This is a genomic window from Sphingobium xenophagum, from assembly GCF_031457465.1.
Classification (GTDB): Bacteria; Pseudomonadota; Alphaproteobacteria; order Sphingomonadales; family Sphingomonadaceae; genus Sphingobium; species Sphingobium xenophagum_A.
On the sequence record NZ_JAVDWV010000030.1, the window covers coordinates 14,471 to 31,781 of the forward strand.

Sequence of the window (17,311 nt, forward strand, 5' to 3'; positions counted from 1 at the left end):
TATGTTGGTGTCAATAGCCCAATATGATCTCACCGCGGCGGCTGTCCATTCTGCGTTAATGCAGTGGGCGCAATTAAGATCGGTGACAAATGGGCGATAGGCTCGGTGTTGCCGTTACGGCGCCGGGCCGTCTATTCGCATCCCATGAAAAGGCGGACCGGGCCTTTGAGACCTGCTCGTCGAAGTGGACCATTTGACCTGTACATCTTGGCACCTGCCGATAACGGGTTGAGAGCCGCGTCGCCGACCAGCCGGTTGACCCAGAGATTGGCGACTTCGATCTCCAGCACATTGCGTCCGGCCTTTATTTGAGATGTCACATTTAACCTGTGCGGTTGCGTCCAAATAATACCGGTCTCGATACCGTTCATTTTAACCCTCGCGACATCGGCCATCGCGCCGATATCCAGCGAGAAAACAGGTTTGGCGCAGGATGGCTTTCCCAGTCTAATGGTCCCGGTATAGGTCGCCTTACCCGAAAATGTGCGAAGCCTGGGATCAACGTGGTCATTGAGCCAACCCAGCGAAAAAGCACGCCGTTCATCAGTCGCAAGACCAGGCGTTGCCAATGACACATCCCAATGTTCATCGGCGGTCGCAACGGATACAGGATCGATCTGGGCCACGGCCTTTGCCTCGCCCAAGTTTCGCGCGACCAGAAAGCGGCTTTGATAGGGCGCGAGAGCGACGCGAACGGCGCCGGCCTTGGCTCCAGCATCGACCTGCGATCCATCAACTGCATCCCACCATGTCGCCCCACCCTTTGCAGGGAACAAAAAATCTCCCTCCACGGGCGTAGAACCGCGATTGACCAGGAAATAGATGTCGCCGTCGGGCAAAACACGGTGCAGCACGGAAAGCCCCTGGCCAGTAAAGCGCCAGTCCGGGGCCACTTGCAGCAATCTTGCTGCTGCCTCGGGCGTGCGGGCCTCCACGACAGTAGGGAGTGACCATAATGATGAGATAGCGTTTGCGACCGCCGTTGGATCATCCGCTAGGCTTGGTGAATTGACAGGCCGCACACCCGCAATGGCAACGCCCTGTTTGGCCAAGGCCAGGAGTCGCTTCAAAGTTTTCAGAGTCAGGCGCGCGCTACTGCCGCCCAGAAACAGAAACTGGTAGCTGTTACCGGAGCGATTGATGAGTTTGTCATCCTGAACCGCCAATCCCGACGCCAGCAATGTCGCGTCGACAAAATCATAGTCAAGGCCGAGCGGAACGCCCTCCGGTTCCTTGCCGCCGAATAGTCCGGTGACCGGCGCTTCCTCACCAACAAACCAGGCGAACCCGGCCTGCGGGAGCCCCTGTTGGAGCAGAAACTGGGTGCGGGCCAGATAGTCGATCCAACCCCTGGCCATGCCACCCCAGGCTTCGTTGCGATTGAAATAATGGCCAAGCAACGGGGCCATCGTCATTCCCGGAAACGGACCGGAACGCACGTTAGAACCTGTCGCCTGATGCACGGAACTGTGAAGCATCAGGCGATTGCCGCCCATCAGAAAAGCCAGGTCAGCCGCTGGACGCATTTCTGCCGGCGAAAGGCCCCATGGCCTGCCAAAGACAGTAAGTGCCTCGACTGCAGTATAGGGTTTGCCCAAAATGTGAGCGACTGACGCCGCGCCCTTCACGTCGGCGACAAATGTCGGCTTCGGACCGGTCGATGGATCAAACCACCACATCGCGCCAGCAGGTATGTCCGCCTTCCCGCGAATAGCCAGGTCGTTGCCCAATTGGGGCCGATTATCCTCCATCGCTTCGGCATAATAGGTCAGCCCGGCCGCTTTGGCATGTGCCGCCAGCGTGCCATAATGCGCCTCAGTCAGCAGGTCGGAAATTGTTTGGCGAAAATCATATAGAAATGCGTCTGATTGCGCAGGTTTTCCAACGATATAGCCCGCTAGTGCCGGATACCATCGTTCCAGCGGGTAGCCCACACGGCTGTAAAATTGCGACGGCATGTCATCCGTCCAGTTTTGCGCCCCAGCCTCGATGCTATCGCTCAAAAGACCGTTCAAGCCGATAGTCCCTTTAAGACCTGCGCGCTGATCGGCGAGATAGCGATCAATATAAGCACCGACGCGGTCGGCGGATAACTTATCGACCTCCAGGCCCGTGGCTTCTTCAGGGGCCGGCCCGTTCCGATGGCCCGTCAAGGACATGCCAAAGCGAAGGACCGTCCAGAGACCATTTTTCGGCGGTATCCAGTCGAGCGTCCCGTCCGGTCCCATATTTTGGGTAAGCTCGATTATGCTGGTGGGATCAATCGTCGGCCCATCGGTACGCGTGGCGAGGGCGTAATAGTTGGGTGCCGCGGCAAAGCCTGCCTTTTCCTCGGCATTCTGAACCAAGCCATCAGGGGACAGTTGCAATTCCGAAAGGGGATATCCCGGCGTCTGGGGAGGGAATGAAAGAGGGATGGCCCCTGGAGCATAGCTTAGCGTCGCGCCGCCACCCTGTGCGTCGGTTGCAATCACGATTCTAAAAAATCGTCCGCTGACCGCAAGGAAACTGGCTGTCCTGACCGGCGATTTTGACGCGGCCAAGGTCGCGACATGGCTATATGTCACACCATCGTCGCTGATCTCCAACTTGGCCACGGGGGGCGGTGGCGCGCCGAATCCGCCGACGGCGGCCATCCCAATACGGATGCTCCGAACGACCTGCGGCCGATCGAAGCGCCATATGATCCAACCCGCCCCGTTTCCGTCCGGCAGCAGGCGCTGCGGCGTAGCAAAGCGGCCGTCAATCAGTTGTGCTGTCGCAATTGCACTGGACGAAGATATGGCGTCTGGCTTCAAGATCGTCCGATGTCCGGGGAAAGCGATTACAGCCACATCGCGATAGTAGCCCGCACCAGCGTCCTCCCCTATCGCAACATCCTGATAGACACCTTCTACCGCAGGCGGACGAGGCAAACGGATCGCCGCCTTCGCGCCATCCCGACGGACGACCGTTTCCGACCACACCAGTTTTTTCATGGCATCGCCTGGCTGGACGAAAGGTGCTCCGGTCGAACTCCACCCCGGCGATGTGGCAATGCTAAAATCCATGCCTCTGGAATGCGCCCGACGAACGCTGTTCCGCATGGCCTCCTGCCATTCGGGGGACATCCACGGTTTCAACACGCCAATCTGCTTCGGCGCGCCCAGACCGCCTTCGAATATATGAATGCCACCAATGCCTTGGTCAGCCATCCAATCGATATCAACTACAGCCTCCTCCGCATCGATATTACCGTTCATCCAGTGCCACCAAACCTGGGGCCGGGCAGTCTGTGGCGGATTGCGAAACTGATCTTCCAACGAAGGATCTGCTGATGCGGGCATCGAAGGAGCGCCCGCGATCAGCAGAATTGCCAGTAGCGAAGGTCGATGCATCAGTTTTCCTCTACAGATCGCAACCATTCAGACCCGCTTGCTAAAGAACGTTGCTTCGAGCGATAGCGCCCAGCACATCTGCGCTCGGTTTGGGCGTCCGCTTGAATGTTCGGCGGTCTAGGCTGTGCAAACCGAATTGTGCTTTATAGCCAAAGCCCCATTCGAAATTGTCGATCAACGACCAATGAAGATAGCCAGAGACGGGGACGCCTTCCGCGATAACCTTATGCAATTCCTGCAATGCCGCGGGAATAAGGCGCTGGCGGATATTGTCGTCCGGCGTATTCACGCCATGTTCCGTCACGATGACGGGCACCTGCGCGACCGAGTGGGCGTAGCGAACAGCCCCTGCCAAGGATGCCGGATAGACTTCAGTGCCGGCCCCGTTCCGATCGCCACCGGCAGGCGGTTCGACGCGGCCCTTCGCATCCCACAGCGCGCGTTCGTAATTCTGGACACCGACGAAATCATCCTGGCGCGCCGCGCGCAGCCATGGACCGTAGAGACGTTCGCGTACCTCGTCGCGCATGCTGTTGCGGCCCATGGCCTGATCATCGATCATGGCCAGACTGACGCCCACAGGCAGATCACCGCGTACCGATTTGATGGCGGCCCGCCCCAAGGTATGGCCTTTGACCAAATGCCCCTGCACCGCTGCCGGGTCGGGATACCAGATATTATTGCCCGCCAGGAATAGCGGCACGCCATGGGCCTTGGCGATCGTTTCGCAGACGGCCTTGTCTGCGGGGAGCAGCCACTTGGCGACGGCCTGCGGCAGCACGCTGGCCAACTGCCCCGCCAAATTCGGCTCGTTAAGAGTGGTCGCAAAGCTGATCCCGTCCGCCAGATGCGTCGCGGCAATTTTGCAATAGCGCGCGAAAAGATCCGGCGCGTCAGGCTGGCTCCAGCCCCCGCGCAGGGCGAACCAGGCGGGTGTGGTAAAATGATTGAACGTGACGAACGGCTTTATCCCGCGGACGTGGCACCCTTCGATCATCCGCTTATAATGGTCGAGCATGGCAATCGAGAACTCGCCGGCGCGCGGCTCGATACGCGCCCATTCCAGGCTGAACCGATATGTGTTCAAGCCCATGGCTTTGGCCAGATCCAAATCGACCGGCCAGAGTTCAAAGCTGTTGGCCGCATCGCCGACCTTTTCGGCATAATGGGTGTTGGGTGCAGCTTCGACCAGCCACAAATCCGAATTGAGATTATTGCCCTCTACCTGATAAGCAGCGGTAGCTGCACCCCACAGGAAGCCTTTGGGAAAGGCCCGGCCCGGCGCTACTTTGCCGAGTGCAGGGTTCGTCAGCAGCGCACCGCCTGCAATGGCCAGTCCCGCCGCAAATTGCCGTCGATCCATCATGGCGAATTCCTCTTCTTGTTTAATGTTATGGGTGGTGGACGCCGTTTGAGCGCCCGTCATCGAGGCCCAGTATCCGGCGGTTCGTCGCCGTGTCGGCTGCTACGCCCGCGAAATCGTCAAAGGCATGATCGGTCTTGCGGATCATGTGCGCGGCGATGAAGGGTGCACCTTCGGCAGCGCCTTGCGCGGGATGCTTGAGCGCGCATTCCCATTCCAACACGGCCCAGCCGTCATAGCCATATTGCGTGAATTTCGAGAAGATCGCCTTGAAGTCGATCTGGCCATCGCCCAGGGAACGAAAGCGTCCAGGCCGATCGACCCAGTCGGCATAGCCGCCATAGACCCCCGCCCGGCCATTAGGGCGAAACTCCGCATCCTTGACGTGGAAGCATTTTATGCGCGCGTGATAGATGTCAATGAAGGCGAGATAGTCGAGCTGTTGCAACAGAAAATGGCTGGGATCGTAGAGGATATTGGCGCGTGGATGATGGTCGACAGCGTCCAGAAAGCGATCAAACGTAAGACCGTCGTGCAGATCCTCACCCGGATGCAGTTCATAGGCAATGTCGACGCCATTATCGTCGAAAATATCCAGCAAAGGTCGCCAGCGCCGGGCCAGTTCCGCAAACCCTTCCGCGACGAGACCGACGGGACGCTGCGGCCAGGGATAGACGGTCTGCCACAGCAGCGCCCCGGAAAATGTGGCATGGGCAGTGAGGCCAAGGCGACGGCTGGCGCGTGCCGCCAGCGTCAGTTGGTCCATCGCCCATTGCGTCCGCGCCGCTGGATTGCCCCGGACATGCGCTGCGGCAAAGCCATCGAACTGCGCATCATAGGCCGGATGAACGGCGACCAGTTGCCCCTGAAGATGCGTCGAGAGTTCCGTGATCTGAACACCGGCCAGCCTGCACACGCCGATCACTTCGTCACAATAATCCTGACTTTCCGCCGCGCGCGCGAGATCAAACAAACGGCCGTCCCAGCTGGGTATCTGGATGCCCTTATAGCCCAGCGCCGCCGCCCAACGGGCAATGGCGTCGAGATTGTCAAATGGCGCGGCATCACCGGCAAATTGCGCAAGGAAGATAGCGGGGCCTTTCATCGTGTTTCTCCAACCAGATCAACCCAGCCACTCCCCTGAGCGCTGCTATCGTGCGCGGCCTGGATGAAGCGCATCCCGGCAATGCCGTCGGCTAGACTGGCATAGGCCGGGTGGACGGGCACACGTCCAGCGACCGCTTCGGCAAAGTCATGATAGATGTTGGCAAATGCCTCCAGATAGCCTTCGGGATGGCCAGCGGGCAGTCTGACCGCTGTTAGAGCAGTGGGGTCCAGCCATCCCCTGTCGGTTCCGGCGCGCCAGATTTCCTCTGGACCGGAACGCCGGACAACCCTTAGCCTATCGGGCTGCTCCTGGTGCCAGTGCAGCCCGGCCTCTTCACACCATAGAGATATTTCAAGCCCATTTGCATCGCCGGTGCAAATCTGGCTGGCGATCAACGTGCCGCGTCCGCCACCTGCCAAATGGAACATCGCAGCCCCATCATCGTCCAGCATACGTCCGGGGACCGCAGCGCGGATGTCGGCAGCGATCCGCGTCATCGCCTCGCCGGTGATGAATTCGACGAGGTTGAAAGCATGGGTGCCGATGTCGCCGAACGCTCCGGCCAGGCCAGATCGGGCCGGATCGACCCGCCATTGCGCCTGTTTGCCTGCCGCGTCCTGCGCCGTCGCCAGCCATCCTTGTGTATAGCGAACCGCGACGCGCCGCACCCGGCCTAGCCTTCCTTGCGCAACGAGCGCCCGCACCTGCCGCACCATCGGATAGCCGGTATAGGTATGCGTGACGCCGACCAACCCGCCTGTCCGTTGCGCGACCGCCTGAAAATCAAGCGCAGCCGCCATAGTGTCCGTCAGTGGCTTGTCCACCAGCACCGCAAAACCTGCCTCCAGCGCCGCGATGGCGGCAGGCGCATGAATGTGATTGGGCGTCACGATCGCGATGAACTGAGCGCGCACTTGGGCAGGCAGAGCGCGTTCGCGGGCGATGAGTTCGGCATAGCTGCCATAGCTGCGATCCGGCGCAATCCCGGCCGTCTCGCCAGAGCGACGCGCCCGTTCGGCACTGCTGCTCAATGCGCCAGCCACCAGTTGGCAATTGCCCGCGATCGCCGCAGCTGTGCGGTGGACCGGGCCGATGAACGCCCCTTCGCCACCGCCAATCATCGCATAGCGAACCGGTTCTACCATGATGCGAACGCCTTGAACGAGGGGAAGGAAAAAAGAGATGCCGACACTATTTTGGCCTCAAGCCAACGCCTTGTAGACGAAGCGCCGGAACCGTACCGACCCGGCACCTGTTGCAAACAGAGCAGGTCGCAGGCTCAGCAGGTCGTCCATCGTGTTGGCATTATAGCCTGACACTTCGTTGCGGACTCCATGACGGGTCCAGGCCATGCCGTCGGTGCTATAGTAGAATGTCACGATCTGATGTTCGTTGACGATCCTGAGAGACAGGCGGCGTAGAGACGGCGCGGGCTCGGCCCAGTAGCTTGACTTACCGCCTCGATAAGTCACCATCTTCTGCCCATCGATACCCATGCCCAGGAACAGCCGATCGTTGAAGAACAGGAGCAGGCCACCTGTCGCTGCACCGACCAGTTCCAGTTCCACCCTGACGTCATAGGCCCGATCGCCCACTTGCTGGACGAGAGGAGAGCAATCCTGCGGGCCCGTTCCTTTGCCAGACAGGGCCAGCCAGCCATCATGGGCAGATACGCGCCCCGCTTCGGCGGGGGCACTGCCATGCAGGTTCCATCTTGTGCCCAGACTTGTCCGGGCGAAATCGTCTGATCGCGCAAGACCATGGGTGACGGCGCGTCCTGAAGGCTTTGGCAGCGGCTTGGACAGGTCGCCGCCCGTCGCCCGGAACCAGCCATCGGCCGTCCATTCGATCGGTTCAAGCAGCGTCTGGCGACCAAGCGAGCGATAGCCATTTTCGAACCCATGATACATCATGTGCCAGCGCCCATCGGTCCCTTCCACACAGGTTGCATGTCCCCGCGACCACCACATTTCTTCGTCGCTGCGCGTGCGCTGGATCGGATTATGGGGGCAATGTTCCCACGAACCATGGATCGAACGGGATCGCGATGCGATGATCATATGCCCGGTAGCAGGGCCGCCGGTCCCACCGACAGCGCTCACCAAATAGAAATAATCACCGCGCCGGAACAGCTTGGGGCCTTCGAGCGCATAGGCCTCTGTGATCCAATCGTCGGGGTAGCGCCAGCCTTCATAGACGGTTTCGACCGCGCCATCGGTTTGCAGGCCATCGGCAGTCAGGCGCACCCGCGTGCCGGCACTCAGAAACAGGTAGCGCCGCCCATCCTCGCCAACGACATGTCCCGGGTCGATCAGGCCGCCGATGCCCAGGTCGATAGGGTCGCTCCATGGGCCATCGATCGACTGAGCGTGGATGACAAATATGTTGGCGAAACTTGCCAATCCGGTTGACCACGCTGCCCGCATGAAGGGGATGTAGATGAAAAAGCGGTCCCCATGCTTGACCAGGTCTGGTGCGAACACAGTCCCCAGCGGCTTACGCAAGGCTGGTCCCACCGGTGACCAGTTCACCAGATCGCGCGAATGCCAGATTAAAAGGCCCGGCGAGGCTTCGAAGGAGGAATGGGTCATGTAGTAATCCTCCCCGTCCTTCAGCACGGACGGGTCGGGATAGTCCCCGGCGATGACTGGGTTGAGATAGAAGCCGTTACCTTGATCTGCCTTGCGCTGCCCTTCGATACCGCCGGTCCATTGCGGTGCATCTATGCGACACGGGTCATTTGCCTCCTGTGCAGGAGGCCGGGCCAATGCTTTAGAGCCGAGGATCGCGGGTGTTGCCGCAGTGCCCGCTATGGCGAACTTCATGGCGTCCCGGCGCGTCTTCATGATGCTTCCTCTCGACTGACAGTTTTCATCATTGGCGGTTTCAGGCTCGCTCGTCGCTGGCGTCCTGTGCGATGAGTTCAGCAGCGCGCCACCCGATGACCATGGCCGGACCATTGGTGTTTCCTGCGGGAGGCACGGGCATGACCGAACAATCCACGACCCGCAAAGCAGCGATGCCATGCACCCGCAGCCGACTGTCGACGACGCTGTCCTGCGCTGGCCCCATGCGGCAGGTGCCGGTTGCATGAATGCCGGGGCTGGTCAGCCATTCGAGCGCCGCACCAATCTGATCATCCGTTTCGACGGACGCGCCTGGCACCACTTCGTCGCCTACGAAGCGTTTAAGCGCAGGCTGCGCCATATATCTGCGGACCAGACGCACCATGTCGATCATGAAGGCCTTGTCGGCCGGATCGCCCCACCAGTTGGCGTCGATATCGATCATATCGGCGACATCGCCTGACCGGATCGCTATGCTGCCCCGGCTTTTGGGGCGCAGGGCAATGGCGTTCACAGTTATGCCCGGCTTATCCTCCAACGCGCCACGCCCCGGATCGGCCTTCCTTTCCTCGGATGACCGCATCGAAAATGGGCCGATGCCAAATTGCACGTCCGGCCAGTCGGTCGGCGACCGCATTGACAGGAGCGCGGTGACTTCCGGCGAGGTGTAGGCCATCAGCCCCTTGCGCGTCAGATAGTAGCGCGCGACATGCGACATCAAACGCCAGCCAGAAAATTCGCGGTTGGCGCCCGGGTCATTGTGCAGCCGATAGGAGATCGAAAACATCGCATGATCGGCGAGGTTACGCCCAACAGCCGGAAGATCGTGCAGCACCGGCACGCCCGCCTGGTTCAATATGTCGGCAGGGCCGATGCCCGACAGCTGCAATAATTTGGGGCTTTGCACTGCCCCCGCGCTCAGGATGACTTCGCGGCGGGCGGCGAAGCTCTTAACGCCACTATCGACGCGGACACGCACGCCGGTGGCGCGCTTGCCCATGATCTCCACCTTTTCCAATACCGTGTCCGTCAACACGACCAGATTGGGCCGCTTCATCGCAGGCTTCAGGAATGCCTGATAGCTCGATGCCCGGCGTCCCCGGCGGCTCACCGTCGCCTGCGTATAGCCGATTCCGACCGTGCCGGGTGTATTGATGTCGTCCAGCCGGGGCAGGCCCATTTCCACGCCCGCTTCCACCGTCGCGGCGATGGCGGGGGACCGATAGGGTAGCTGCGTGATCTGCAGCGGGCCGCCTTTGCCGCGCGAAGGATGGCTGCCTGGGTTGCGATAGCTTTCCATCGCACGATAGCAGCGTTCGATTTCACTCCAGCGCCATTCGCCATGCCCCGCCGCTGCCCAGCCGTCAAAGTCGGCAGGCATGCCGCGCAGATACCAGGTGCCGTTGGTGGAACTGGACCCACCCAGCCCGCGACCATAGGGCCAGACCTCGCCCTGCGGTCGGCCGGCCTGAGCCTTGATCGGGAAATGCCAGAAATGGGTGGGATTGCCGAACATCTTCATGAACGCACGCGGCATATTCACCAGCTCGGTCTCATTGCGACCGCCCGCTTCGACCAGCAGCACGCGGCTCTTGCCGTCGGCGCTCAGCCGATCGGCCAGCACGCAGCCGGACGAGCCAGCCCCGACAATGATATAGTCAAATTCGGTATCGGCAGAGGTCATGCAGAAGCTCTTTTCAAGCGGCGGTGGCGTCATGGCGGCGCCCCATGGAAAAGCGAATGAGCGCGGCAAAGATCAGGGCGATCATGCCCATCACCAGGATTGCAGGCGCAAGGCCGCCTGCGGCCCCGGCAACGGCGGAAAGGATAGGCGGGCACAGGAACGCACCTGCAAAGAAGGACGTCGCCCATATTCCCATTCCGCGACCGCGCTGGTCGAACGGCAGGCGAGCCTGTCCCCAGGCGAGGAGCGCTGGAATGACCATGCCGCCGCCCAGTTGCTGGACCGTCGCACCGGCCACGGCGCCCCAATAGCTGGTGGTCAGGCCGATGATGATCATGCCCACGCCGATCAGTCCGCCGGCGATACCCAGCAATGTGCCGATGGTGCGGATATGCAATTGCCGGTACAGGAATGCGCCCGCAATATAGGCAAGGCTGGTAGCCGCCTGGATCAGTCCGACATTGGTCGATGATCCTGCGCCGCGTTCCGCCAATATGGTCGCGATGTTCAGCGGTTCGACATAGTAGATGATCGACGCGATCAAGGTGATCGAACCGATGGAAAAGGCCGCCGCCCAAGGGAAACGAGATGAATTTCCTGCCTGGCGGCCGCTACCGCTGGACACCGGTTCATCGATGAAGGCGATGGCCATCAGCAGCAACGGGACCGCCAGCACATAGATGGCAAAGGGGCCGCGCCAGCTGATGTCGGCAAGCATACCCCCCGATGCGATGAGCGCCGTCCCTGCGATCGATGTCGCTGCCCCGGTCCAGGCGACCCAGCGATAGCGCTGATCACCGAAATAATCGCCGATGAGCGCGCTGGAAATCGTGATGGCAAAGGCGTCGGCCAGGCCCAGCACCGCTCGACTGGCGACGATGAGGATCAGATCGTCCACGACCAGCGGTGTCAACCCCGCCACGATATACAGGGCAATGCCGCCGATAAAGGCAGGACGCCGCCCAAAGCGGTCGGCGATCCATCCGGCCGCCGGGGCAAATAGCGCTGCGCAGAGGGACGGGATCGTGACGATCATCGGCACCAGCAACCCGGCATGGGGCAATCCCCCGAAATGGGCAAACAGCTTGGGGATGGCTGGAAAAAGCGCGACGATCGCCATGACCGGCAATATCTGTGCAAAGACTAGCGTTACCCCCTTGGCCGTGGGGTGGCGCAGCGGCCTGGCTTGCTCGAACGTCGCGACCATGACCACCCCCTATGCTGCTGCCATCGGGGCCAAGGTCAGCATTTTGCTATCCTCTGCCACCAACGGGAAAGGAAGGTAGGAAATCCGCAGCACCTCCTTGAGCGACAACCGGTGATCGCCTGCACCAAGCGCTTCCGGTCGTTTGACCGCGATCGTCGCTTTGTTGCCGAAGGGCCAGCGCCGGTCATAGGCCTGTTCCATATCATCGAGCGCGATCGGCCCCTTGCCTTCATCGAAGGAAATGGCGTCACGGGAAACGGGATCGCCGTCGATGCTGACCACCAGATCTTCGATCATGGACAATCCAAGCCCGCGATAATAGCCCAGCATGGCATCGAAGGCGAAGCCGTCTGCCGTCTCGCGCAGGCTGCCGTCCACTAGGATATATTTGTCGAACATTGCGTCAATTGCCTTTCAATATGCGGCGATAGCCAGCAGCATGCAGGAAGCAGGCCATCACCCGGCGGGTTGCGCCGCGATACGCGCTTGCGCCTTGGCGATCAGCCGATCGAACATGACATGCTGACGCCGGACCTGTTCGCGGCTGTCCACCGGCTGGACATCCTGAACCCAGCGATTGCCCTCATATTCACTCGACAGATAGCCGTCCCAGCCGCCTGCCACCAGCTCGTAGATCACCTCTTCATAGGCATGGGTCGGGTCAGTGCAGTCGGCGTCCATTTCATAGAATTTCGCCTGGATGTGACGGAAATAGGGAATGAAATCGCGGATACGGCGGGGGTTTGCATAGGGATGATGGCGCAGGGTTTCGGCCATGGCGACTTCCGCCTTATTGCCCTTCATCTTCACGGCGACTTCATAGATGGTGTATTCCGCCATGATTTTTTGTGCGTGCTGGTCCAGAATGAACTGCACCACCTCGGGCCTCGCCCCTTGGCGGATGAAGCGGTCGCGGAACACCGGCGGGTAATTTTTCATGAAGATGCCCATATCGGGCAGGAGGCCAAGATGCTTCGTGCCCAAACGGTCTGCGACTTCCACGGTGCGCAATATCCAGACATGTTCCATATGCCAGGGCGCATGCACCTCCACCCCCATATGCACGTCCAGTTCCTCGGCATAGGGAACGCAACGTTCCAATATGTCCGGGCGCACGAACACCAATACTCGCATGTTGCGGATGCCGAACCTGTTGCAGAGTATCAGGTCGCGGCGGATCGACGCTACCTGTTCGTCATCGCTCATCAACCGGTCCTTACGGACCTTGGTATCGAGGAACATGTCATAGCAGGTCAGGTGCGTGCCATGGCGCGCCATCATCTCCTGCCATTGTGCAATGTCACGGTCGGATATGTCGGGAAAATTCGGGATATTCTGTTCAGGCAGTATCTCGATGCCCTTCGCGCCGATCGACGCGGCGAACGCCACGCAATCGTCCACGCTCATCTGCCCCAGGAACATTTCCTCCTGAAAACTATACAGGCTGACGCCGCGTTTGATGGTGGATGTCATCGGTAATCAGGCTCCAATGGGCGCAACAGGGGGCTGCTATGCAGTGCTGGCTGGCGGTCGGGCACAGTGACGGACCGCCAGGGGGTGGATCAGAAGTCGAAGCCGAAATTGACGCCGATCTGGCGCACGGAATTGAAGTTGGTCAGGAACGCTGTCCCCAGCCGACCATTATTCGCTTCGCCCGGATCGATGCTCAGGCTGGACGGCACGAACTTGTCGGAACAGTTGCGGCAGAAGAGGGACGCGCGCCAACCGCCAGAGCTTTGCAGGCCGATGCTTGCGCCCAATGTTTCAAATCCGCCAAGCCGGGTGCCAGGTGCCTGATTGATCGTGAACCATTGCGAAGAGCGGTGCAGGATATTGCCTTCGACAAAGGCGTTGAGCGATCCACTGACGGCCCATTCATATTGCGCCTGCGCCGTAGCCACCAATTTGGACGAAGCTGGTGTGCGCAGACCACCGGCGTTGAACTGCCGACCGGTCGGCACATTGCACGATGCATCGGGCTGACCGATATAGCATTCGGTGCCGGGGAAATCCTGGAATTTGGAGTCCAGCACCGTGGCCGCCAGATTGAAGGTCAAGCCACGCTGTGGCCGCGCATTGACGGACAGTTCGATGCCCTGGCTTTTTGCCGACGCCGCATTCTGGACGATGGTGGAGCCGAGTTCCGGGCTGAACGACGATACCTGCAGATTCTTGAATTTCGACCGGAACGCCGCCAGGTTCAAGATGAGTTTGCGATCAAGCAGGCTCGACTTCAGGCCCACTTCGATATTGTTGTTGATTTCTGGATCAACGACCGGGGATACGCCGACGCGCGGGACGTTCTGCGACAGACCCGGCCCCTTATAGCCGCGACCGAATGTGCCATAAAGCATGATGTCGGGCGTGAAATTATATTGGGCCCCGATGCGATAGCTGAAATTGGTATTGGATACCTTGTCGGACGTTATCAGCGGGACGCCGAGCGTCACAAAATACTGCCCCTGATGCTGGGCCAGGTCGGCTTGCAACCGGTCATGGGTGACGCGCCCACCTGCAATCAGCTTCAGATTATCCACGACCTCGTAAGTGAACTGGCCGAATGCGGCATAGCTTTTGCTGTCCAGGTTGAACTTTCCATCCTGTCCAAGAAAAGCCGTGTTGCTGCGACGGCACTGGCCAGGGCCAGTGCCGATATTTGTGGCTCCCACACAGAAGGGGAAGTTGGGCAGCGCCGGTACTGGTACGAAATTGAAACCAGCCAGTGCGAGATCAAATTTCGTCTTGGCCTGATAGTAGAAAAGCCCAAATTGCCCCGTGAAGCGATCGGTCGCTGGCAAAGCTACGCGAAGTTCGTTCGTAAACTGGTCATATTTCGTATTGGAACGGTTGATGTCCAGGCCATTGACGTTGGTATAGTCCGTATCAAAATTTTGCCGGCGACTTGCAGCTTTCCATGCTGCGATGTTGCTGATCTCGATGCCCGATGCCAGTTCATAGGAAAATTTGGCCTGAACGCCCCCGCGCTTCACATCGCGATAGAAATCGCCTCCACCGCCGATGAGCAGAGTGTCGAAACCTGGCACGATGCCGATCGCCTGAAGCGGGGCAATGGGCCGAGCGTTAGGCGCCAGATTGGCATAGGGCCGATCGAAGTAGGTGGCTATACCATGTTCTTCATTATAGTCGCCAATGATGTAGAGCGAGGCGACATCACTGAATTCGACAAGATATTTGGCACGCACGCCATATTGGGTCTGGCCGAAATCACCCGTCCCGCTGCCCACAAACTTCACCACGGGGTCCTGGGTGGAATAGACGGCATTGACACGCAAGGCGGAATTTTCGCTGATCGGCACGTTAATCGTACCCTGACCAATGAATCCCGACCCGTTGTTGGGGGTCGTGGGACGGTGAACGCCTTCGACCTGCACTTGCCCGCCCAGCTTGCCCAATTCAGGGCGGCGGGTGACGATATTCAACAACCCGGCCGATGCGTTCTTACCGAACAACAACCCCTGCGGGCCGCTCAGCACTTCGACCTGTGCGACATCGTAAAATGTCCCGACGGCGCCGCCCAGGATCGAGCTGACAAGATTGACTTCATCCTGTGCGATCGCGACGCTCGACTCCAGCCCCTGCTGGAAGGCCAGCGTGCCGACGCCACGCACGGTGAAATTATTTTCCCCGCTGACCTGCAGGCTGGGTGCTGCCTGGCTAAGCTGGCTCAAATTGCTGATGCCACGCGCTTCCAGCCCCTCGGCGGTCACGGCGGTTACGCTGACTGGAACATCCTGCAGCCGTTCGGCCCGACGCTGGGCGGTGACGACGATGTCGGTTTCGGCAAAGTTGGTGGTGCCGTCCCGCGTCGCTGCATCCGCAGCCCTGCTTGGTGCTGAATTGGCCTGGGCCAGTGCAGGTGTCGCCGTGCCTAGGAACAGCATGAATATCAGCTTGTGCATTTCGCATCCTTCCCGAAAGCAGGACCATCCAACGTCGCGGGGACATGGCAGCCTGCATTGTTGTTCTTTTGTGCGAAGCGGCCTGAAACCAACCGTTGTCGCAACGTCGTAGTGCCACCGACTTTGACATCTGAAAAATTGTTTGTTTTAATGCCTAACTATCAATAAATAACATAGCTCGGAGAGATGATTATGCGGCTGAAGGGACTGGACCTTAACCTTTTGGTTGCACTCGATATTTTGCTTGAAGAACTGAATGTCACGCGCGCGGCTGAACGCATGCATGTCGGTCAGTCCGCCATGAGCGCGGCGCTCGCCCGCCTGCGGCACCATTTCGACGATGAGCTGTTGATTGTGACTGGGCGTCGGATGATGCCGACGGCCTTGGCGGAATCGATGCGCCAGCCGTTGCGCGAAGCGATCCTGCGCATCACCGGCGTCGTCGAGATCGAACGGTCGTTCATTGCCGCGACGTCCACGCGTCGCTTCACGATCGAAATGCCCGATCATCTGGTGCCGGTCATCCTGCCAGCCTTGACGCGCCGCCTGTCCGACCGTGCGCCTCATCTGATGCTGGAGGTGCGTCCGCCCATCGGCGACCCATCGCCCTTGCTGCACAAGGGCGAACTTGACCTTGTCCTGACCCCAAGCATTTATTCCGACCCTGAATATATCATCGAACCGCTCGTTACCAACCAACTGGTCTTGGTCGGCTGGCGCGACAATAGCGCGCTACAAGTTCAGCCGACGCTTGAAACGATAACGTCTCTTCCCCAAGCGATCGTCAAATTCGACCGAGTCAGGTTGGCGAGCATATTATCCGAACAACAGCTTTCCATTTACGGAGGTACGGGGCGTATTGCTCTGGTGGCCCCGAATTTCAGTTGCATACCACCTAGCCTGGTCGGAACAAATTTAATTGCAATTCTTAATAGGCGCCTCGTCAAGGCCGCTGCGAGGAACCTGCCTTTGGCTGTCTGGAATGTTCCTGTCTCGATGCCAAATATGATGGACGTGATGATGTTTCATCAAATGCGGAAACAAGACAGCGGTTTGGCTTGGCTGCGTAATCAACTGCATGATACCATCGCGGAGATTGATGATCATGGCTGAGGTCGCAAGTCGACCCAAATCAGCCACTCAGTGTTCAATTTTTCATCCCCAAGTGCCGACTGTCCGCTTATCGAACCCGGTGGTGACAGCCTGCTAAAATTGCGAGCGTTCACGCTCGGTGTTTCGAAATATTTCCGAAACTTGGAGCGTTAATCGATCTGGGTGGCAGCCATTCCCTGTCGGGCTGCCAGGCTGAGCCAAGAAACGCAGTTGGCAATATCATTTCCAGCGGCGCCTGTAGCTTTCGGAGCAATGCGTCTTTAGATGTAGGCCTGAAGGCAATTGCCTTCGACCATGTCGGTGCCCATCGGGCTTAAAGGGGAAGATGGCGAGGCGTTTTGTGCCGATTCCATCGCTGTCCCTGCAACTGTGAGCGGCGAGTCGCCGGGCCATATGCCATTGGGAGCGATCCTGAGAAGGCGGCCTGATCGGCATTGACCCGCAAGCCAGGAGACCTGCCGACACGGGTCGCTCTTGCCTTGGCCCAGGGACTGGCCCGGACACGGTTTTTCCGTTCGAGCGGCATGAAAGCCCCGGCGTGTCCGTCAGGACGCGCCCATTCGACGTAAGGATCGCAGATGAAAAATCAGGACGAGACCAATGCCCGCCACAACGCCAAGGCGAAGAAACGCCAAGCCTTCATGCAGGATAAGATCGCACAGAAAACCGAGGAAAAGGGCCTTTTGATCGTCC

General features: G+C 59.5%; 11 protein-coding genes and 1 riboswitch. Of the genes, 1 reads left to right on the forward strand and 10 read right to left on the reverse strand.

Features of this window, described 5'->3' with window-relative positions:
- Positions 1-131: 131 nt before the first annotated feature.
- The 10 genes from J2W40_RS19715 to J2W40_RS19760 all read right to left on the reverse strand — a co-directional run bounded on the left by J2W40_RS19715 (position 132) and on the right by J2W40_RS19760 (position 15,505).
- On the reverse strand, positions 132-3,377 hold the full coding sequence (locus J2W40_RS19715) for a glycosyl hydrolase (RefSeq protein ID WP_310227670.1): 3,246 nt from the start codon (positions 3,375-3,377) through the stop codon (positions 132-134).
- A 40-nt stretch (positions 3,378-3,417) separates the two neighbouring features.
- Positions 3,418-4,743, reverse strand: coding sequence for a family 1 glycosylhydrolase (locus J2W40_RS19720; RefSeq protein ID WP_310227671.1), 1,326 nt, complete (start codon positions 4,741-4,743; stop codon positions 3,418-3,420).
- Between the two features lie 25 nt (positions 4,744-4,768).
- Positions 4,769-5,845, reverse strand: a complete 1,077-nt coding sequence (locus J2W40_RS19725; RefSeq protein ID WP_310227672.1) for a sugar phosphate isomerase/epimerase family protein — start codon at positions 5,843-5,845, stop codon at positions 4,769-4,771.
- Positions 5,842-6,993 carry a Gfo/Idh/MocA family protein gene (locus J2W40_RS19730; RefSeq protein ID WP_310227673.1) on the reverse strand — a complete coding sequence of 384 codons (1,152 nt, stop codon included), beginning with the start codon at positions 6,991-6,993 and terminating at the stop codon, positions 5,842-5,844. Before J2W40_RS19730 ends, J2W40_RS19725 begins: the two co-directional genes overlap by 4 nt.
- Before the next feature lie 57 nt (positions 6,994-7,050).
- Positions 7,051-8,694 (reverse strand): family 43 glycosylhydrolase, encoded by a 1,644-nt coding sequence (locus J2W40_RS19735; RefSeq protein WP_310227674.1) that lies wholly within the window; start codon positions 8,692-8,694, stop codon positions 7,051-7,053.
- 40 nt (positions 8,695-8,734) lie between these two features.
- Complete coding sequence (locus J2W40_RS19740; RefSeq protein ID WP_310227675.1) at positions 8,735-10,378, reverse strand: GMC family oxidoreductase; 1,644 nt, start codon at positions 10,376-10,378, stop codon at positions 8,735-8,737.
- A gap of 13 nt (positions 10,379-10,391) precedes the next feature.
- Complete coding sequence (locus J2W40_RS19745) at positions 10,392-11,585, reverse strand: MFS transporter (protein WP_310227676.1); 1,194 nt, start codon at positions 11,583-11,585, stop codon at positions 10,392-10,394.
- 9 nt (positions 11,586-11,594) lie between these two features.
- Positions 11,595-11,984, reverse strand: a complete 390-nt coding sequence (locus tag J2W40_RS19750; protein WP_310227677.1) for a C-glycoside deglycosidase beta subunit domain-containing protein — start codon at positions 11,982-11,984, stop codon at positions 11,595-11,597.
- A 57-nt stretch (positions 11,985-12,041) separates the two neighbouring features.
- Positions 12,042-13,058 (reverse strand): sugar phosphate isomerase/epimerase family protein, encoded by a 1,017-nt coding sequence (locus tag J2W40_RS19755; protein WP_310227678.1) that lies wholly within the window; start codon positions 13,056-13,058, stop codon positions 12,042-12,044.
- Positions 13,059-13,147: 89 nt separating this feature from the next.
- Positions 13,148-15,505 (reverse strand): TonB-dependent receptor, encoded by a 2,358-nt coding sequence (locus J2W40_RS19760; RefSeq protein WP_310227679.1) that lies wholly within the window; start codon positions 15,503-15,505, stop codon positions 13,148-13,150.
- A gap of 192 nt (positions 15,506-15,697) precedes the next feature.
- Here J2W40_RS19760 and J2W40_RS19765 point away from each other — a divergent pair, with 192 nt between their 5' ends.
- Positions 15,698-16,618, forward strand: coding sequence for a LysR family transcriptional regulator (locus tag J2W40_RS19765; protein ID WP_310227680.1), 921 nt, complete (start codon positions 15,698-15,700; stop codon positions 16,616-16,618).
- 282 nt (positions 16,619-16,900) lie between these two features.
- Positions 16,901-17,095: riboswitch (cobalamin riboswitch) on the forward strand.
- Positions 17,096-17,311 lie beyond the last annotated feature (216 nt).

What these genes read in the sequence shown, in the direction of transcription:
- J2W40_RS19715 (WP_310227670.1), bottom strand. Translation starts at nt 3,377, where the DNA reads ATGCATCGACCTTCGCTACTGGCAATTCTGCTGATCGCGGGCGCTCCT.
- J2W40_RS19720 (WP_310227671.1), bottom strand. Translation starts at nt 4,743, where the DNA reads ATGATGGATCGACGGCAATTTGCGGCGGGACTGGCCATTGCAGGCGGT.
- J2W40_RS19725 (WP_310227672.1), bottom strand. Translation starts at nt 5,845, where the DNA reads ATGAAAGGCCCCGCTATCTTCCTTGCGCAATTTGCCGGTGATGCCGCG.
- J2W40_RS19730 (WP_310227673.1), bottom strand. Translation starts at nt 6,993, where the DNA reads ATGGTAGAACCGGTTCGCTATGCGATGATTGGCGGTGGCGAAGGGGCG.
- J2W40_RS19735 (WP_310227674.1), bottom strand. Translation starts at nt 8,694, where the DNA reads ATGAAGACGCGCCGGGACGCCATGAAGTTCGCCATAGCGGGCACTGCG.
- J2W40_RS19740 (WP_310227675.1), bottom strand. Translation starts at nt 10,378, where the DNA reads ATGACCTCTGCCGATACCGAATTTGACTATATCATTGTCGGGGCTGGC.
- J2W40_RS19745 (WP_310227676.1), bottom strand. Translation starts at nt 11,585, where the DNA reads ATGGTCGCGACGTTCGAGCAAGCCAGGCCGCTGCGCCACCCCACGGCC.
- J2W40_RS19750 (WP_310227677.1), bottom strand. Translation starts at nt 11,984, where the DNA reads ATGTTCGACAAATATATCCTAGTGGACGGCAGCCTGCGCGAGACGGCA.
- J2W40_RS19755 (WP_310227678.1), bottom strand. Translation starts at nt 13,058, where the DNA reads ATGACATCCACCATCAAACGCGGCGTCAGCCTGTATAGTTTTCAGGAG.
- J2W40_RS19760 (WP_310227679.1), bottom strand. Translation starts at nt 15,505, where the DNA reads ATGCACAAGCTGATATTCATGCTGTTCCTAGGCACGGCGACACCTGCA.
- J2W40_RS19765 (WP_310227680.1), top strand. Translation starts at nt 15,698, where the DNA reads ATGCGGCTGAAGGGACTGGACCTTAACCTTTTGGTTGCACTCGATATT.